The following is an 18,326-nucleotide window of genomic DNA, read 5'->3' as shown; positions in this document are numbered from 1 at the left end:
GTAGTTCACCTTTTTTTATTTAACATTTTAAACCAAGTAGGCTTGTACCTGCATAGATTGATAACTAATAATTTGCTGTCAGATAACTTGTAATTATACCAAATGCCACTTAATATGATATTAAGCAGCTGCATGCGCTTTATTACTCACGGACGACTTAGGCGGATTATCTATCATGCATACCAGTACCCAGAATAAAACCAATGAATTACTCAGATTAGATTTCAATGAAAACTCTTTAGGCATGTCAGACTCTGCCAAAGCAGCTATCCTCAGTGCTTTAGATGGCGCTGCTCGTTATCCTGATCAAGAGCGCGCTAAACTGATGAGCAAAGTAGCCGACATCAACGGCGTACCTGAAAAACAGGTCTTATTGGGTAATGGCTCAATTGAAAGTATCAGGGCTGTTGTGCAAATGCTTCATGACAAAGCCTTAAAGACAGATAAAAGATTTCAGCTCGTCATTCCAGACCCAACCTTTGGCTGTGCAGAGTTGTATGCACACTCTCTAGGGGTACCAGTGGTCAAAGTACCATTAACACGCGATAACTACGATTTAGATTTCGACAACCTACAAGAACCTGCCACTAAGTTTGACGGTATTAGCTTATTTTATTTGTGTAATCCTAACAATCCAACGGCCATCATTACCGCAACGGATAAGCTCAAAGTTTGGATAAAAAACGCGCCAAAAAACCACTATTTCTTATTGGATGAAGCTTATTTTGGGTATATCACAGACCCAAATTTTGAGAGTGGCGTTGAGTGGATAAAGCAAGGGCTATCAGATAACCTGATTGTCGTTCGTACCTTCTCAAAACTATTTGGGCTTGCAGGTTTGCGCGTCGGCTACGCGATTGGACAGCCGCAGATTATTGCGGAAATCGGGTCTTTAATGTCTACGGATAACATCAACGTATCAGGTGCCGTTGCCGCAATCGCAACGCTAGAAGATGAGGCGTTTTTGGCGCACAGTTTGCAAACCACCAACCAAGCAAGGCAAATGATGGAGACGGCGCTCGATGAGCTAGGACTGCGTTATTTGCCCTCGCAAACCAATTTTATTTTTTATGAAGTAAAGGGTAGTGTGCAAACATACATAGATAGAATGAAAGAGCATGGTATCGCGGTCGGTCGTGAATTTCCTTCTATCCCAGGTTTCAATCGCATCACACTAGGGACACCCGAAGAGATGGCGGTGGTTATTGACACGTTGCATTTATTTCGAAAGAAAGGCTGGGTGTGAATAAGCTAAATTGTATGTTTTGATTGATGAAAAGGAGAGCGGCTTAGATGGCAGCTTTCCTTTTTTTTCTAATGAATTTTATAGCCTACAGCTGGAACGAGCAGCATTTTTTACCAACAGCAAACGCAGTTTTACATATCCCGTCTTAAAAAATAGCACTACCTCTTATAGTCTAAGTAAACAAAGCATGACCTATTAGCCAATTAGCTAAAAGACCAGTAACTAATAACTATAGGCTGGTCAGCTAGTGAAAGTTAAAAAAAGTCTGCTAATGAACGTTTAATCATAATTATAAATTTGTAAATGTTAGGGATATAGAAATGTTCGATATAAAAGCGTTGTTAAAGCGCGAGGTAGAAAAAAAGCTTATTGATGTCGATGATTATATATTTATGCCTGAGCGCATAGAGATGGCGCTCGAAGGTGGTAAATTGAACTGTGTGTTAAATAGTGATGGTCGCGTTGATATTTTTTATACCAAGCAAGGGGTGACGGAAGTCAGTTCAGCGGCGCGCAAGCATCCTTATACGCCGTTTGAAAAGGAGTTAAGTCATGGGATATATGATGACATTATTCGTGACTTACTCAAAGCGGTAAACAAAGTTTTAGACGGAAAATCTAAATACTTCCATCATAGAGTGGTGCCTATAAGGACGCCGCAACTGCCAACGTCAACCGTTATTAAAGAGGATAGCTCCTTTTAATAATACATCTACTTAGCTATTTCATAAAAAGGGCGTGTTATATGCATATAACACGCCCTTTTTGTTAAGCATTTTTTATTAGGTATTTTTAGTAGACGCTACAACTATTTTAAATAGTAGATGTATCTATCTTTTATTTTAACCAGCACTTAAGGCAGCTGATTTTTTCATCGCTATAGAGCTATCTTTACTGGCTAAAGCAGCCGTTCTAGTAATAGGGCGAGACTGGCCACCTTCGACTAAATGATTGCTACTTGCTTGGGTCACCAGTCCTTTGGCGTAACGACAGCGGTCATCACGTTTTTTTAACGTCTCAGTATAGTACCACTCGCATTGAAAAGCCTGCTCGTTGATGTCCAGTAACATATAGCCATGGTCGGTTTGGTTATTGAATTTTTGGTGCGGGTTTTCTTCTACTCCTGCGCCACTTTCGGGAAACGCTAAGGAAGTTAGGGCAGGACAGACAAATTCGACCGCAATGGAGCCTTTTCCGGTCTCTGGATTGTAGCTATTGGCATCAAAAGGATTTTGACAAACATCGAAAGCAAATGAGGCATGATAGTCACCGGTTAAAACCACCGTATTATCGATGGCGTTTTCTTCGATAAAGTCTAGTAAACGCGTACGCGCGCTGGCATAGCCGTTCCAAATATCGCCAGAATTGGTAGCAGAAGCACCTTTAAAGGGCGCTAAAATGACTTGCTGCCCAAGTATTTGCCACGTTGCTTGCCGGCGTTTGCCTTCCAGCATCTTTAAATATAGCCAGTTTTCTTGCTCAAGCCCCAGCAGTTGGCGTTCAGGCTCATTACTGGCAGCCGCATCAAGCTTTTCACGACCAAATATGCGCGTATCTAGCATATTTAAATCAAACAATTTGCCAAATTCAAAACGTCTATAGATGCGTAATTGACTGTCTAATTCGTTACTACTGTCATCGCGAATGGGCATCCACTCATGGTAGGCACGTACGGCGGACATTTTACGTTCTAGATAACTGCCTTTGCTATCATTATGGAAACGGGCGCCATCCTTCCATGAATTGTCGGCTATTTCATGATCATCCCAGACAGCTATAAAAGGATGCTGGCGATGACATTCTTGCAAATCAATATCGGTACGGTAGCAGGCATAGCGGCGACGATAGTCGTCCAAACTGATGATCTCGTTTTTAGGAAACAGCGGGCGTTCTTCTCTTAAGTCGTTATCGCGATAAAAGCCTTCTCGATACTCATAGATATAATCGCCTAAATGTATAACAGCAGAGATGTCGATTTGCTTAGCGATATTGGCATAGCCGTTAAAGTAACCAAAGCCGTAGTTCGAGCAGGAAACCACTGCTAAGCGTACGCGATCAACTTCGCTGGCTGGCAGGTCTGGGTGCGGTATGGTACGTGTACGATCGATAGGAGAGAGATAGCCCAATGCTTCAAAGCCATAGTAACAAGTGGCATTAGGTTGCAGATTCTTAGGGTCAACTTTTACGGTAAAATCAGAGGCGGTGGAGGCTTTTTCTCGCCCTTGAGCGACGATGTTTTTAAGTGTTGGATCTGTTGCAATCGTATAAGCCACAGGGATGCTGGAAACCTCGATACTACCGTCGTTGGTAATTCGTGTCCACAGTATCACGCGGCCATGCAGTGGGTCGCCACTGGCAATACCATGCACAAATGGTGCTGCCCCTTGATAGCCTAAGTCATCTAGATCATAAAGCTTATTTAGCGGTCTGACGTTATCGTCATCTGACGAACAAGCGCTCAGCTGCGTCAACATAGTGCCAGATACCGTTACCTGACCACCAGTTTTATAAATGCGCGTCTTTTCATGAGTCATCCTTGATATGAGTTGCAGATAAATTCCATTTATCCTTAATGATAGTAAATAATCTATATGAATAGGCTGCGTTAAGCAATCGCTAACCCAGCCTAATTATTTATAATGACTGATATTATTAACAAAGTATTTATTTAACGATACTGGAATAACAGCTCTGCAATGATTTGGCGACGACTCTAGCCACTAATTGCACACGATATTGTGGATCTATGGCTGCATTACCCAATTCAACGATACTAACTTGTTGCGGTGCTTGCTCGCTAACGCAGCCACAAACTCTGCCTTTTACCGCCTCTTCTTGAGCATCAGTCATAGCGACACTCGCAATACGCCACGCGTTTTGTTTTTCAATCTGGCTACGGCATTGATTATCAATGGCAGTTTTAAAGATATTCATGCCAATCTCGTTTGCCGTACCAATCGCTGTACCGGCATTGGAATTGACATCAGTTGTGGCACAGCCCGCTAGCGCAAATGTGGCCAACATCATGGTTGAAGTAAGTAATTTTTTCATAAATTTTCCTATAAGGTTATTCAGTATTATTGGTGGTCGTATGCTCTAAGCGTTAATAACTTTCATTTTCTATCTTAGGCTTAGCTATAGAGCGAATACAGCGTTTGCACTTTAGCATAATAGAGATGGATTTCGCCTTCAAAAAATTGAATGGGCAATAAAAAATATTTTTCAGTCGAGGTGCAGTTATTCTGTTAAAGGGCGGTTATATAAGCAGCATCAATCAATTAAGCAAATAAATGGCTAGTAGCAGTATTATAAGGAAAATGCTATTAATATATTTTTTAATAAAATATCTTTTTGACGAAAATACCTTAGCGCCTTTTTATGAGGAGGAGCGCCGATAAAGGTTTACAACCCCTTTAAAATTTGCTTAAATAACTATAATATGAAACTTAGTATCGCATAGCGAAACTATACGCATGGTTTCGGTTGTTGATATATAGTTAAAAGACTTTGGAAACGATACAGTGTTGCTGGGATTAATTTTGCGCAGCCTCTGTCAGCGTAGACAAAGTACGAAAGTAAAATTAATCCCAGCAGCACGTGACAAAAAACGTTTCAGTTTTATTTAGGATTAACCATAGCTTTGGTACAGGGTGTAGCTTAGATTTGGATTGTGACTCGCGCTATATTGATTCGCTTATCACATATAGATAACTGACTATCTTTTGCACATAATAACTCGTATCTATTAAAACATCATAGCAATATATGACATGTCATGTTTTAATTGAGTAGACCTTAGGTTGTGAGGTGCTTAACTCCTGAGTCTATAGCGAAATTTAACGTTATAGATTGGGGTTAGTAGTCAACAAGAATGAGTTGCTACTTCAATTTTGTATTTAAGAACTATGTATTTAGTAACCTTGCGTTCAAGAACTTTGCATTTAAGTATTTTTTATAAACCCATTTTGCTTTATTTTATCAAGGAAGAAAATAATGAAGTCTATTTATAAAATGCCTCTACTAGCCGCAATGATTGCAGCCAGTATGACGCTGGTCGCTTGTTCAGACAAAGCGCCTGCTGATAACGCAGCTAATGACAGTGCTACTACCGACACTTCTACAGATACTGCTGCTACAGCAGGCGATAAGCTTGAAACTAAATTTGTCACCATTGCCACAGGCGGTGCGTCAGGTCCTTACAACATTATTGGAACGTCTTTGGCAGAGATTTATGCCAAAACTTTTGGGGTCAACGCCAAGACTCAAACGACCGGTGCTTCAGTAGAAAACGTCAATCTATTGACCCAGGGTAAAGTAGATATGGTGCTGGCGCTTAGTGATGTCGTCACTGATGCGGTTGAAGGTAAAAATGACTTTAAGGCGCCTATCGCCAATATTCAGCAAATTGCCGTGCTTTATCCTAACGTCATTCAAGTGGTTGCCTCAGAAAAGTCTGGCATCAAAAACATTGAAGATTTAAAAGGCAAGCGTATTGCGGTTGGCGACCAAGGCTCTGGTACTGAAGTCAATGCTCGTACTTTGTTAGAAGGTTTTGGTATTACTTATGATGATGTCAAGGTCGATTATCTAGGCTTTGCGGATGCTGCAGATGCGATGAAAGCGGGCAAAATTGAAGCAGCGTTTTTTAGTAGTGGTTTACCAAACTCTTCATTATTAGAATTAGAGCAGGGCATTAAGTTGCAGCTGGTCACCATCAATCAAGATAAGCTCAAGAAAATTATCGAGACCAAGCCTTACTTTAAGACTTTTGAGATTCCTGCCGGTACCTATGGTAATGATGTTGCTATTCCAACCACAGCCGTCATGAATGCCTTATTGGTGCGTTCTGATATCTCTGAAGAAGACGGCTACAAGCTGACCAAGGCATTGTTTGAAAACTTGGATGGTCTAAAGAATGCTCACCAAGCGGCAAACGATATCAGTTTAGAGACGGCCCAAGTCGGTATGGTTGCTCCTATTCATCCTGGTGCCAAAAAATACTATGATGAGAAAGCAGCTAAATAAGCAGCTATGGTGGTTTACTGGCGTAGCATCTATTGCTGCGCTAGTTTTGTTTATACTATGGGCGATTTTTAGCCGCCAAACTGTCATTGAAGTACGGGTAGCGAGCGTTGCTGATAACGATAGCCTAGTTTGCTATTTTGTCGAGCCCAATTTTCAATTGCGCTGGATCCATTCAGTAGAAAAACAGTGGTGGGAGGAGGAGTATCTTCGTCAAAAAGATGGCCTATTATTAACCAATACCTACTTTCAAGCATTTGGCGCTGGAACGCCATCTACTGAGAAATTTGCTACTATACAAAAAGAGGGCTACGTCGGCTATCAAATCAACCAAAGATTTCCTCATCTTAACTGGGTTGTATCAAGATTAACTCAGGGTGAGATTGATTATGCTGGTCAGCGCATTTTTATTCATCAACTGGTACCAGATTATTCAGAAGTAACTATCATGCCCAAGGCATATAGTCTAATCGATAGATTTAATAAGGATTTTTGTCATGAACTCCCAAGTGATGGATCACAATAGCGGGACTCCTATTTATAACGATGATGCAAATTCTAACGATAATGTGAATTCTAATGAAAATGCGATATTGGCACATCAGCCAAATGCGCCTGCAGAGACTGAAGATTACGACGACGTTGATCCTAGTGTCACGCAAGCGATATTAGAAAAATACGATCGAGAGTCTATTACGCGTCATATCACTCAAGGTCCAGTAAAGTATATCATCGCTGCGATCTGTATTTTCTACTCCATTTTTCATTTATACATCACTTTTAACCCAATGCCATCATTACTACAGCGCTCAGTGCATGTGGGCGTTGGCTTCGCTTTGATTTTTTTGATCTTCCCTGCTAGCAAGAAGAGTAGCCGTAAGAAAGTTGCATGGTATGACTGGATTTGGTTTATTTTTTCCTTATCTGGGATGGCGTATCTCATCTATGAATACCAAGATATTGTCACCAGTCGCGGCGGCATGGCAAATTCGGTCGATGTGATATTTTCTATTATCACCGTCATCTGCGTCCTTGAAGGCAGTCGGCGGATTACGGGCTGGATATTGCCCATATTAGCCTCTATATTTTTGCTATATCCTTTTGTCAGTCATCTGAGCTTTATGCCTGATCGGCTACTCACCCGCCCTTATGATATGGGTGATATTTTTGGTCAATTATTCTTAAAAACCGAAGGCTTATATTCAGTTGCAATCGGCGCATCCGTCACCTTTATCTTTCTATTTATTTTGTTTGGGGCATTTTTGGCGCGCTCTGGAATGGGTCAGCTGTTTAATGATTTGGCATTGGCGCTGGCAGGGGATAAAAAGGGCGGCCCTGCTAAGGTGGCTGTCATTTCAAGCGGCTTTATGGGCAGTATCAATGGTTCAGCTTTATCAAACGTAGTCAGTACGGGCGCGTTCACTATCCCCTTGATGAAAAAGGTTGGTTATCATAAAGACTTTGCAGGGGCAGTTGAGGCAAGTGCGTCAGTTGGTGGTCAAATATTGCCACCTATTATGGGTGCCAGTGCTTTCATTATGGCGGAGACCACAGGACTACCGTATAGCACTATCGCTTTAGCAGCATTGCTACCCGCTATTCTCTATTATTTAGGCGTTATCGCGCAGGTGCATTTTCGCGCCGGTCGCCGAGACTTAAAGGGCATGGCAAAAGAGAGTTTACCACAAGTAAAAGAGGTCTTAAAAGCACGCGGTCATATGCTATTGCCGATTGTGTTTTTGATTTATTTATTAATACAAAATGTGCCGGTAGGGTACGCTGCGGCTTATACCATTGGCTTTACTGTTGTCATCAGTATGCTACGTAAAGAAACGCGCATGGGCTTTAAGGATATATTGGGTGCGCTAGAAGATGGTGCACGCCAGTCATTAGCAGTGATGGCAGCTTGTGCGGTTGTAGGTATCATCATTGGTGTCGTCAGTTTGACCAGCTTTGGTACGGTAATGACTTCTTCGATTGTCACCTTGGGTGCAGGATCGCTATTGCTTACATTGATTCTGACCATGCTGGCTTCGATGGTTTTAGGTATGGGATTGCCTTCTATTCCTGCTTATATCATTACTGCAACTATGGCAGCGCCAGCGTTAGCGGGATTTGATATTCCTATTTTATCAGCGCATATGTTTGTCTTCTATTTTGGTGTGTTTGCTAACATTACCCCGCCAGTCTGTCTGGCAGCTTTTGCTGGTGCTGGTATCTCTGGCGGTGATCCGATGAAAACCGGGTACTTGTCATTAAAACTAGCGCTAGCAGGTTTTATTGTGCCGTTTATGTTTATTTATAATCCTGCGATGTTGATGATTGACCCGACAGATCTTGCCGTCACAGCGAAAGAGTTTCCATTGCCACCGGTCATCGATATTGTTATTGCCGTTGTGACATCTGTCATTGGTGTGATTGGACTTAGCGCAGCATTAGAGGGTTATTTCAAAAGTGATATGAATACCGTTACGCGCTTAATATTAGCATTGGGTGCATTACTACTGATTTATCCTGGGCTTATCACAGGTGCAATCGGTGGTGTAATAGTACTGGGTATCGCGGCATTCAATATAAAAAGGAGTAAGGCGCCAGCAGTTTTAAATGTTTAAGTACTTAAAGCTGATAGGCTGATGCTTTAAGTGAGACAGATAACTCTGAATCATAGAAAAGGGCGAATAGTAGATATCTACTATTCGCCCTTTTTATATTTTAATAGTCGTCATTCTACCTTGATATAGTGACGAATATCATTTAACAGCCAAGTTTACCTTCTGCTGCTAAGGCTTTTTTGCTACGGATAGGTGCTGGGCAATCTTCGCCGTAGTATTGACGATCAGCAAAGTAGCTTGAACGTACCATAGGACCTGCCCAAATGTTAAAGAAGCCAATCTTTTTGCCATAATCCATATAACGCTGGAACTCATCTGGATGAACATAACGATCGACAGGTGCATGATCTTTACTTGGTTGTAAGTACTGACCAACGGTAATCATATCAACGTTATGGGCTTTTAAATCATCAAGTAGCTTATAGATTTCTTCTTCCGTTTCACCAAGTCCAACCATGAAGCCGCATTTGGTAGCGATATCAGGGCGACGCTCTTTGTAGAGCTTCAGCAAATCTAAGGAATGCTGATAGTCAGAGCCTGGGCGGAAGGCTTTATATAAACGCGGCACGGTTTCGATGTTATGGTTAAAGACATCGGGAGGCGTTTCCGTCAGCAGGTCTAAGGCAACTTCCATACGACCACGGAAATCTGGCACCAAAATCTCGATTAAGCAATTTGGACTTAAAGCGCGAGATTCGTTCAAGACTTCAACGAAATGAGCGGCGCCACCATCTTTTAAATCATCACGGTCAACCGAGGTAATCACGGCATATTTAAGACCCAAACCTTGAATGGTCTCAGCGGTATGGCGTGGCTCGTCTTTGTCCAATTCATTTGGGCGACCGTGTCCGACATCGCAAAACGGGCAGCGACGCGTACAGATATCACCCATAATCATAAAGGTGGCGGTACCATCGGCAAAGCACTGCGGCAGGTTAGGGCAAGCGGCTTCCTCACAGACGGTATAAAGCTTTTGCTCACGCAGGGTGGATTTAATACGCGCCACTTCCGCAGGTGAGGACATTTTGACCCGAATCCAATCTGGCTTTTTCTTTGCCTCGACGGTCGGAATCACTTTAATAGGAATACGCGCTACCTTGTCGTAGCCACGTAGCTTTTCACCTTGGATGGCTTTTTTGGGTTTCGCACGGGCAGCGGGGACGTGGGTTTGTACGGCGTTTGTCATAATCAAATGTTCTCTTAACCCCTGATAGAATAAGGGTTTATGGCATTATTAGAATGTTTTATGAATGAAGCTATTATAGCAGATAACGGGTCAATATTTTTTAGGAAATCTTGTTAAGATAACTAAGAAAGATACTAGCAATAACAAAGCATGTCTAAATAACAGGGTACTACGAAGCGTGCCTTTACCGTAGTTTTATTTATTGATATCAATGTCCATGTCATTTAGCACTTCTATGGCAGCGCGAAACGCTTCTTGGCTGGCAGGTGCGCCGCAATAAGGTAGGCTATGCAGCAATACTTCTCGGATTTCAGCGACGCTAGCACCATTATTTATCGCGCCACGGATATGACCTTTTAGCTCAGCGGGACTTTTTTGTGCAATTAAAAAAGCCATGGTAATTAATGAGCGGTATTTACGCGGTAATACAGAATCATCTTGCCACGTGCTGCCCCAAGCGTGTTCGATAATCCAGTCTTGCAACGGCTGGGTAAATGGTGTCGCTGAGTCAAGCGAGCGTTTAACATGCGCTGCGCCCATCACTTCAGTACGAACTTTTAAACCATTATCGTAATGAGCGTTATTGTCCTTATCGCTATTTTTCATACTGCTATTGTCCATATTGCTATTGTCCTTAATATTCACTCATGGCGTCTGTGTTATAAAACCATGTATTAAAAAATGGTCTTAGAAAAAATATCTTATAAAGTCATAGACGTTTAGATGATAAGAGTATAGCAGCCGTGCCATTTTTATTTAACCGTCAATGTAGAAGTCTATGCAGAAAAGGAGAAGGACAAAAATGAGCGGTAAGGTGATAGGGTTGCTATTTAAGGGCGTCAATCATATTAGTTATGGTACTATTTTTATAATAAATGTCCAATATGGCCTTATTCTGCGCCTTTTCGCCGCACAGCCATTAACATTTTGAGCGTTTTGAGCTATGATTGCACGGATAATTATTCAATGCAGTACATCGATGTAGGCTGTCATCCTGACTACTCACGTGATGTACTGGTCACCAACCGACGAGGACGACTATTGTGTTAGAAGCTTATCGTAAACATGTCGCAGAACGTGCTGAGCTAGGAACTGTACCACTTCCACTAAATGAGAAGCAGGTAGCAGAATTGGTTGAGCTACTCAAAAACCCACCAGCGGGCGAAGATGCGTTCTTAATGGACTTGTTAGAAAACCGTATTCCTGCCGGTGTTGACCAAGCCGCTTATGTTAAAGCTGCATTTTTAGCCGCTATCGTTAAAGGCGAAGCGACTTCACCACTTATCAGCAAGAAAAAAGCCGTTGAAATATTAGGTACTATGCAAGGTGGTTACAACGTTCAGCCATTGGTTGCTGCTCTTGATGATGCGGAAGTGGCACAAGAAGCCGCTGATGCATTGAAAAAGACATTACTCGTATTTGATGCGTTCAATGACGTGACCGAAAAAGCTGAAGCTGGCAATGACATCGCAAAAGAAGTCGTGCAATCTTGGGCTGACGCTGAGTGGTTCTTAAACCGCCCTGAAGTACCAAAGAAAACCACTTATACAACCTTTAAAGTGACTGGCGAAACCAACACGGATGACTTGTCACCTGCGCAAGACGCATGGAGCCGCCCAGATATCCCATTGCATTCATTAGCCATGCACAAAAACTCTCGCGACGGCATCTTTGCTGACGAAGAGGGCGTTGTTGGTCCAATGAAGCAAATCGAAGCTTTGAAAGAAAAAGGTCATCCACTTGCTTATGTTGGTGATGTGGTTGGTACGGGTTCTAGCCGTAAGTCTGCAACCAACTCAGTACTTTGGCTCATGGGCGATGATATCCCGAACGTACCAAATAAACGTGGTGGTGGTCTAGTACTAGGTAATAATATCGCTCCTATCTTCTTTAATACTATGGAAGATTCTGGCGCGTTACCAATCGAAAAAGTTGCGGTTGATAACCTAAACATGGGCGATGTATTTGACATCTATCCGTATGAAGGCAAAATCACTAAGCATGATTCTGACGAAGTATTGTCAACGTTTACGCTAAACTCGCCAACACTCCTTGACGAAGTTCGTGCAGGCGGCCGTATTCCACTAATCGTTGGTCGTGGTTTGACTAACCGCGCTCGTGAATACATGGGTCTTGGTCATTCTGACGTATTTGCTAAGCCAGAAGAGCCAGCTGATACCGGTAAAGGCTTTACATTAGCACAAAAAATGGTTGGTAAAGCTTGTGGTCTACAAGGCGTCCGTCCTGGTATGTACTGTGAGCCAAAAATGACTACGGTCGGCTCGCAAGATACTACTGGTCCTATGACCCGTGATGAGCTAAAAGACTTGGCATGCTTGGGTTTCCAAGCAGACCTAGTTATGCAGTCATTCTGTCATACCGCTGCTTATCCAAAGCCAGTTGACGTTGAAACTCAGCATACACTACCTGACTTTATCATGAACCGTGGCGGCGTAAGCTTACGTCCTGGTGATGGTATCATTCACTCATGGTTGAACCGTATGCTACTTCCAGATACTGTTGGTACTGGTGGTGACTCGCATACTCGTTTCCCAATGGGTATCTCGTTCCCAGCTGGTTCTGGTTTGGTTGCATTCGCAGCGGCAACTGGTGTTATGCCACTTGATATGCCTGAGTCTGTTCGTGTGCGCTTCGTTGGCGAACGTCAGCCTGGTATCACGCTACGTGACTTGGTCCATGCGATTCCTTATCAAGCGATCAAAGAAGGCTATTTGACCGTTGATAAGAAAGGTAAAATCAACGAGTTCAACGGTCGTATTCTTGAAATCGAAGGTCTAGAAGACCTAACCGCTGAGCAAGCGTTTGAGTTATCTGATGCGTCAGCTGAGCGTAGTGCTGCTGGTTGTACCATTACTCTATCTGAAGCGTCAGTGACTGAGTACTTAAACTCAAACATTACACTACTTAAGTGGATGATTTCAGAAGGTTATGGGGATGCGCGTACAATTAGCCGCCGTGTTGAGCAAATGCAAGAATGGCTAGCAAACCCAAGCCTATTGCGTGCTGATGAAGATGCAGAATACGCCATAGACATGACTATTGATATGTCTGAAATCAAAGAGCCGATTCTTTGCTGCCCGAACGATCCAGACGATGCTAAGACTTTAGCTGATGTCGCTGGTGATACCATTGATGAAGTATTCATTGGTTCATGTATGACCAACATTGGTCACTTCCGCGCTGCCGGTAAACTGCTACAAGACGTACCAGCAGGTAGCCTCAAAACTCGTCTATGGATTGCGCCGCCTACTAAGATGGATGCGCGTCAATTGATGGAAGAAGGTTATTACAACATCTATGCACAAGCCGGCGCTCGTACTGAGATGCCAGGTTGTTCACTATGTATGGGTAACCAAGCACGTATCGCACCGAACTCTACTGCGGTATCGACGTCTACGCGTAACTTCCCGAACCGTCTAGGTCAAGGTGCTGACGTTTACCTAGCGTCTGCAGAGCTTGCAGCAGTCGCAGCGGTACTTGGTAAATTGCCAACCAACGACGAATATCAGCAGTATGCTGGCATGCTTGATAGCATGGGTGAAGAAGTCTATCAGTACATGAACTTCGACCGTATGGATTCTTATACTGAAGAAGCTGACAAAATTAACGTTGCTCAGTTGACCTAATTTTGCTTAAAGCTTAGGTTAAGTATTTTTAAGTTTTACAGTTCTCATTTAAATAGAAACCCCGTATCGTGATGATGCGGGGTTTTTTTAATTTAAAATAAATCAATAACGGTTTGCAAACTTTTATTGAGTGCTTATAATCAAAGTGGCTGATTAAATTTTTTGGTTGATGATTTCACCGTTAAGGTTGACGACCAATCCTAGGGAAAATAAAAATATGCTTGATAAAATGACGCCGCCACCTTTACCGAATTCTGCAATGGTTAATAATCATAGTGCTGAAGCAAACTTTGGCATCCTTGACTGGTTTAAAAAAGCTTTAAGAAATTATACCAATTTCTCTGGTCGTGCTCGACGTAAAGAATATTGGTACTTTGTATTAGTACAAATGGGTTTAATTATTGTAGCGATGATTTTAGATGCCATTATATTTAATTCAGAAACGGGGCTATTCTATATTGTTGTAGTGCTCGGTCTGTTTTTGCCGGGATTAGCGGTGACTATTCGCAGATTGCATGATACCAGCCGTTCAGGATGGTGGTTTTTGCTATCCATTTTGCCATTGATAGGCTCTATTATATTACTGGTATTTTTAGCGAGCGATACTAAGCTCGAGACCAATCAATGGGGTCCGCCAGCAAAATAAGCTACGACTGGTTTCTCGCCTTTGGTTTCTTGTGTTGTCTTATGTATAATATAGGGGCAGGCGGAAACCGTGGCTCTGCACTTTTTTCTCTTTTCTATCTCGGGACGGACCGACACTTTGCTAGGCAACTTTTTTATACTTAAGTGCTTTGGAGTTTTGGTTGATTACTTTATCCCCACTCAAACGTCGCATCGTCTATGTGACTGTTTTTGAGATTATCGCTATCATTGCTTCTACCTTTGTACTAATGAAACTTAGCGGCGGCGATGCGGCAGAGTCGTTACCCGTTGCTGTTATGGTGTCATTAGCCGCCGTTATTTGGAACTTTTTATACAATACGGCTTTTGAAGCGTGGGAACGTCGCAAGCAAGTGACTAAGCGCACGTTACTCATCCGCAGTGCTCATGCTTTAGGGTTTGAAGGCGGATTGGTATTGATTTGCTTACCGCTGTATATGATTTGGTACGATGTTGGTTTAATAAAAGCCTTTATGATGGAGGCGGCGTTACTGCTATTTTTCTTGGTTTATACCTTTGTTTTTACCTTGGGATTTGACAAGATATTTACTTTGCCGCATCACTATAAGACCGCTTCTGCTTCTTCATGAGTAAATAGATCAAGGGTGTTAATATAGACTGTACTTCAAATTTATTTACTCAAAAAAAAGCTGCCAAATGGCAGCCTTTTTTCTGATACTAAAAAAGCGTTAGAAACTTTTATTTACCTTGATAAACGGGCTTACGTTTTTCCATAAAGGCGGTGATACCTTCGGCAAAGTCAGCAGTTTTTGCCATCATGGTTTGTTGGTCAACTTCCATATCGAGTGCTTCATTTAAGCCTGCAAAAGCATGAACGTTAATCATATGCTTCATTGATGCCAAAGCTTTACCGGGTAAGTTGCTTAGGCGTGTTGCCAATGCCAATACACTGGCGTCAAGCTCATCTTTGCTCACGACACTATTGACTAAGTTTAGACGCGCGACATCATCACTAGTGAGTTTATCACCTAACATCACAAGCTCAGTCGTTTTAGCCGCGCCAATCAGCTGATTAAGCAAGTAAATCCCGCCCGCATCTGGAATCAAACCGATATTGACAAATGCTTGCACAAATTTGGCATTATCAGCGGCAATTCGGAAATCACACGTTAATGCTAAGTTCATCCCAGCACCTGCTACCGCACCTTCTAATTTGGCAATAATTGGCTTATGAATATTACGCAACTTTAGGCTCACTTCTGCCACTTCTCTGAGCATAAAATCAAGCTTTGCCACTAGTGCTTCAGATTCCATACCGTTCTCTAGCATCTCACCGATATGACCGCCACTAGAGAAGTTGTTATTTGACCCTTGCAGGACAATTACGCGCACATCAGTATCTTGATCGGCTTGATCAAGCGCGTCTATAATCGCGCCTTTTAATGGCGTGCTAAACGCATTTAGCGTCTTAGGGTCATTCATGGTAATGGTGGCAATATGATTTTCGCTGTGATATTCGACCAGAGGTTGTGACATATTTGGTTTCCTTAATGAGAAGTTTTAGATAAGCATTGCTGATAACAATGGACGTTATGATGGATAGGGTGGTTAGGTAGGTGTAACAAATCGTTCAAGCTGATTACTATAGCAGCTTGCTATGATTATAAAAGCAGGTTTTGTGGGCGCTTAAGGCACGCTTAAAGAGGTTTAAATTTTATCTATTTCGATAAATATTTATATTATTGAATATATAACGCGTACTGTGCAAAAATAACGCTATGAACTATCCGCTCGCTGCATTATGCTAAAAGGTAGTATTTTTAAGGATTTCGTTAATTAAATAAGCAATCAACAAGCAAAAAACAAGGAAGTTATTATGCCAATGATAAATGTAAATAACGTTGATATTTATTATGAAGACAGCGCGCCCGAGGATAAGCAAAAACCAGTGATGGTATTTGCCCATGGACTGCTATGGAATACGCAGATGTATGATAAGCAGGTGGAATACTTTAAATCCGGCTGCCGCTGTATTACATTTGATTTTCGTGGACAAGGTCAGTCTGAGATTACCAAGTCGGGCTATGATATGGATACTCTGACCGAGGATACACTAGCGTTATTGGAAGCACTAAATATTGAGAAATGCCATTTTTTAGGGTTATCCATGGGTGGCTTTGTCGCTCAGCGTATCGCGCTAAAACATCCAGAGTTACTATTATCGCTGACACTACTGGAAACATCGGCAGACCCTGAAGACCCAAAAAACGTCCCACAGTATCGTAAATTGATGAAAGCTATCCGCTGGCTTGGGATGAAGCGGGTCAGTCAAAAAGTCATGCCTATTATGTTTGGCAATAGCTTTTTGAACGATAAGTCGCGTAAGGCTGACCGTAGAGAGTGGTTAGCGATGCTACAAAGTAATCGTAAAGGCGGCGTCGTTAAGGCGACCACAGGCGTGATAGAGCGCTCGGGCACTTATGATCAGCTAGGGGAAATTACCACGCCGACACTGATTATTGTTGGCGATGAAGATACGGCAACGCCTTATGCAAAGGCTGAGCGTATGCATTTTGCGATTAAAGGCTCTAAGCTTGCGGTTATCAATGGCGCTGGGCATACAGCGACGGTAGAAGAGCCTGAGCAGGTTAATAAGGTGATTAATACCTTTTTAGCAAACTGTGTCTAGGTTTGAGATAGACTGGAACCAGTTTTGAATCAGACATAGCAATTCATAAAGTGTTTATACGAAAAAAAGCCGTTATCCTATTTAAGATAACGGCTTTTTTATTGAAACTATTTAAGAGGTTAACGTTAATCTTAAAGCAACAAGGTTAACGTCTTTATTTATAACCGTGCTGTATAGTCATTATTAATATCATCAAGGGTGCCAAAAACCTCGGCGCGATTGACGATTTCTGTTGCCCATGCACGATGCGTGGCAGGCTCGAGCATCGTATCGTTATATTTAAATACCGCTTTTGCCTCGCTGTGCAATATTGCCTGCGCTTCATCCAAGGTGCTTAAAGGCACGCAGTACGCTTGCTGTACCAAAGCAATCTGACTTGGGTGAATGACCGTTTTTCCGACCAGTCCCAAGTTCACATCACGCATCAGCTCTTTCATAAATAGCGTTGGCTGCTCTAAGTATTCAAATACCGGCGCGGTGAGATAAAAACCATGCGGTACAAAGCAGCCAAGCAGCTGATAGGCGAGCGTACCAATCGGGGTGTCATAAACTATGCTGTTTTTAGGACGGCGCAAACGCAGCGCTGCAAATAAGTCATTACCACCGATACGCAGGGCAAATACTGGTTGGCTGAAGGCTTCTTTAAAGGCAATCGCCAATTCTTGATTGTGATGCGGATTAAATAGCGCTGCCGTCTCAAGCGTCGGCATCAATAGCTGCTCAGTGCTTAAATTCTGACAGGCCATGCGCCAATTAGACAAGCTATACATATCGACTTTTGGCATAACAAAGCCGTCGACCAAATCAATATGCGCAAAATCTGCCAGCTGCTCTAACATCGCTGGATGACGCGGACGTATAAATACTAACGGTCTGGTTGGCTGACCGGTGTGCGCTTTTGATTGAATGCCATCTTTTTTTGCTGGGTCATTGATACTATCGGCATGCGCGGCCCAAGTATGTAGCAGCGTTTGCAGACGCTCAAGTGCCAGCTCAACATCGCTATGGCTGACAGCATCTTCTAAGCAGATAATAATACTGTTGATCGTCGGTAATTTATCACGCGTAATGACTTGCCAAATATCTTGTCGCGTCGCAGGCATATATAGGCTGGCACCCAGCTGATATGGATGATGGGTATGCGGCTTAAGCATCGCATGACGCTCAGTAATCAGATGGGCGTAAGACTGATTGTTATTATAAAGGTTGGACTCATTGTGGGGCATATCGGACATAGTTGGCATCGTAAATAGTGATAAGTGAATGGTTATAGCAAGAAATCATAGCGTTAAGGATGTAT

Annotated in this window: 15 protein-coding genes; 9 read left to right on the top strand and 6 right to left on the bottom strand. The window is 42.6% G+C overall.

The genetic code is table 11. The annotated features are described in order from the left end of the window. Window positions 1-175 precede the first annotated feature (175 nt). Both FHS24_RS03885 and FHS24_RS03880 read left to right on the top strand, forming a co-directional pair. Window positions 176-1,246, top strand: coding sequence for a pyridoxal phosphate-dependent aminotransferase (locus FHS24_RS03885; RefSeq protein WP_183618846.1), 1,071 nt, complete (start codon window positions 176-178; stop codon window positions 1,244-1,246). Window positions 1,247-1,566: 320 nt separating this feature from the next. Beyond that, window positions 1,567-1,950: a hypothetical protein gene (locus tag FHS24_RS03880; RefSeq protein WP_183618844.1), complete on the top strand. Its 384-nt coding sequence runs from the start codon at window positions 1,567-1,569 to the stop codon at window positions 1,948-1,950. A 138-nt stretch (window positions 1,951-2,088) separates the two neighbouring features. On the opposite strand, the gene FHS24_RS03875 is transcribed toward FHS24_RS03880, so the two are convergent. Both FHS24_RS03875 and FHS24_RS03870 read right to left on the bottom strand, forming a co-directional pair. Continuing rightward, entirely contained in the window at window positions 2,089-3,780 is a 1,692-nt protein-coding gene (locus tag FHS24_RS03875) for an alkaline phosphatase D family protein (RefSeq protein ID WP_183618842.1), read from the bottom strand. Window positions 3,781-3,910: 130 nt separating this feature from the next. Beyond that, the gene (locus tag FHS24_RS03870) at window positions 3,911-4,297 is read right to left on the bottom strand and encodes a hypothetical protein (protein WP_183618840.1); all 387 of its coding nucleotides are present in this window, start codon (window positions 4,295-4,297) and stop codon (window positions 3,911-3,913) included. Between the two features lie 942 nt (window positions 4,298-5,239). Between FHS24_RS03870 and FHS24_RS03865 the strand changes: the two genes are divergently transcribed. The 3 genes from FHS24_RS03865 to FHS24_RS03855 are packed head-to-tail and all read left to right on the top strand — an operon-like array spanning window position 5,240 to window position 8,880. Beyond that, window positions 5,240-6,271, top strand: a complete 1,032-nt coding sequence (locus FHS24_RS03865) for a TAXI family TRAP transporter solute-binding subunit (protein ID WP_183618838.1) — start codon at window positions 5,240-5,242, stop codon at window positions 6,269-6,271. Continuing rightward, window positions 6,249-6,794, top strand: a complete 546-nt coding sequence (locus FHS24_RS03860; RefSeq protein WP_183618835.1) for a DUF1850 domain-containing protein — start codon at window positions 6,249-6,251, stop codon at window positions 6,792-6,794. Before FHS24_RS03865 ends, FHS24_RS03860 begins: the two co-directional genes overlap by 23 nt. Next, window positions 6,766-8,880: a TRAP transporter permease gene (locus FHS24_RS03855; protein ID WP_201598971.1), complete on the top strand. Its 2,115-nt coding sequence runs from the start codon at window positions 6,766-6,768 to the stop codon at window positions 8,878-8,880. Before FHS24_RS03860 ends, FHS24_RS03855 begins: the two co-directional genes overlap by 29 nt. A 142-nt stretch (window positions 8,881-9,022) precedes the next feature. On the opposite strand, the gene lipA is transcribed toward FHS24_RS03855, so the two are convergent. Beyond that, the gene (gene lipA, locus FHS24_RS03850) at window positions 9,023-10,066 is read right to left on the bottom strand and encodes a lipoyl synthase (protein ID WP_183618833.1); all 1,044 of its coding nucleotides are present in this window, start codon (window positions 10,064-10,066) and stop codon (window positions 9,023-9,025) included. A gap of 195 nt (window positions 10,067-10,261) precedes the next feature. After that, entirely contained in the window at window positions 10,262-10,687 is a 426-nt protein-coding gene (locus tag FHS24_RS03845) for a carboxymuconolactone decarboxylase family protein (RefSeq protein WP_227671715.1), read from the bottom strand. Between the two features lie 422 nt (window positions 10,688-11,109). Between FHS24_RS03845 and acnB the strand changes: the two genes are divergently transcribed. The 3 genes from acnB to FHS24_RS03830 all read left to right on the top strand — a co-directional run bounded on the left by acnB (window position 11,110) and on the right by FHS24_RS03830 (window position 14,966). Further along, window positions 11,110-13,713, top strand: a complete 2,604-nt coding sequence (acnB, locus tag FHS24_RS03840; RefSeq protein ID WP_183618831.1) for a bifunctional aconitate hydratase 2/2-methylisocitrate dehydratase — start codon at window positions 11,110-11,112, stop codon at window positions 13,711-13,713. A gap of 217 nt (window positions 13,714-13,930) precedes the next feature. Next, window positions 13,931-14,359, top strand: a complete 429-nt coding sequence (locus tag FHS24_RS03835; protein WP_183618828.1) for a DUF805 domain-containing protein — start codon at window positions 13,931-13,933, stop codon at window positions 14,357-14,359. A 160-nt stretch (window positions 14,360-14,519) separates the two neighbouring features. Continuing rightward, window positions 14,520-14,966 carry a PACE efflux transporter gene (locus tag FHS24_RS03830; RefSeq protein ID WP_183618826.1) on the top strand — a complete coding sequence of 149 codons (447 nt, stop codon included), beginning with the start codon at window positions 14,520-14,522 and terminating at the stop codon, window positions 14,964-14,966. A gap of 109 nt (window positions 14,967-15,075) precedes the next feature. On the opposite strand, the gene FHS24_RS03825 is transcribed toward FHS24_RS03830, so the two are convergent. Then, window positions 15,076-15,873 (bottom strand): enoyl-CoA hydratase/isomerase family protein, encoded by a 798-nt coding sequence (locus tag FHS24_RS03825; RefSeq protein WP_183618824.1) that lies wholly within the window; start codon window positions 15,871-15,873, stop codon window positions 15,076-15,078. Between the two features lie 340 nt (window positions 15,874-16,213). On the opposite strand from FHS24_RS03825, the gene FHS24_RS03820 reads away from it, so the two are divergent. Continuing rightward, the gene (locus FHS24_RS03820; RefSeq protein ID WP_183618822.1) at window positions 16,214-17,026 is read left to right on the top strand and encodes an alpha/beta fold hydrolase; all 813 of its coding nucleotides are present in this window, start codon (window positions 16,214-16,216) and stop codon (window positions 17,024-17,026) included. A 158-nt stretch (window positions 17,027-17,184) separates the two neighbouring features. Here the strand turns inward: FHS24_RS03820 and FHS24_RS03815 are convergent, their stop codons facing one another. After that, window positions 17,185-18,261 (bottom strand): HpcH/HpaI aldolase/citrate lyase family protein, encoded by a 1,077-nt coding sequence (locus FHS24_RS03815; protein WP_183618820.1) that lies wholly within the window; start codon window positions 18,259-18,261, stop codon window positions 17,185-17,187. Window positions 18,262-18,326: the final 65 nt, after the last annotated feature.

Source organism: Psychrobacter luti (genome assembly GCF_014192115.1).
GTDB lineage: Bacteria > Pseudomonadota > Gammaproteobacteria > Pseudomonadales > Moraxellaceae > Psychrobacter > Psychrobacter luti.
This window is presented reverse-complemented; position numbering and strand designations above follow the sequence as displayed.

What these genes read in the sequence shown, in the direction of transcription:
- FHS24_RS03885 (WP_183618846.1), top strand. Translation starts at nt 176, where the DNA reads ATGCATACCAGTACCCAGAATAAAACCAATGAATTACTCAGATTAGAT.
- FHS24_RS03835 (WP_183618828.1), top strand. Translation starts at nt 13,931, where the DNA reads ATGCTTGATAAAATGACGCCGCCACCTTTACCGAATTCTGCAATGGTT.
- FHS24_RS03875 (WP_183618842.1), bottom strand. Translation starts at nt 3,780, where the DNA reads ATGACTCATGAAAAGACGCGCATTTATAAAACTGGTGGTCAGGTAACG.
- FHS24_RS03880 (WP_183618844.1), top strand. Translation starts at nt 1,567, where the DNA reads ATGTTCGATATAAAAGCGTTGTTAAAGCGCGAGGTAGAAAAAAAGCTT.
- FHS24_RS03860 (WP_183618835.1), top strand. Translation starts at nt 6,249, where the DNA reads ATGATGAGAAAGCAGCTAAATAAGCAGCTATGGTGGTTTACTGGCGTA.
- FHS24_RS03865 (WP_183618838.1), top strand. Translation starts at nt 5,240, where the DNA reads ATGAAGTCTATTTATAAAATGCCTCTACTAGCCGCAATGATTGCAGCC.
- FHS24_RS03820 (WP_183618822.1), top strand. Translation starts at nt 16,214, where the DNA reads ATGCCAATGATAAATGTAAATAACGTTGATATTTATTATGAAGACAGC.
- FHS24_RS03845 (WP_227671715.1), bottom strand. Translation starts at nt 10,687, where the DNA reads ATGGACAATAGCAGTATGAAAAATAGCGATAAGGACAATAACGCTCAT.
- FHS24_RS03815 (WP_183618820.1), bottom strand. Translation starts at nt 18,261, where the DNA reads ATGTCCGATATGCCCCACAATGAGTCCAACCTTTATAATAACAATCAG.
- FHS24_RS03825 (WP_183618824.1), bottom strand. Translation starts at nt 15,873, where the DNA reads ATGTCACAACCTCTGGTCGAATATCACAGCGAAAATCATATTGCCACC.
- FHS24_RS03870 (WP_183618840.1), bottom strand. Translation starts at nt 4,297, where the DNA reads ATGAAAAAATTACTTACTTCAACCATGATGTTGGCCACATTTGCGCTA.
- lipA (WP_183618833.1), bottom strand. Translation starts at nt 10,066, where the DNA reads ATGACAAACGCCGTACAAACCCACGTCCCCGCTGCCCGTGCGAAACCC.
- FHS24_RS03855 (WP_201598971.1), top strand. Translation starts at nt 6,766, where the DNA reads ATGAACTCCCAAGTGATGGATCACAATAGCGGGACTCCTATTTATAAC.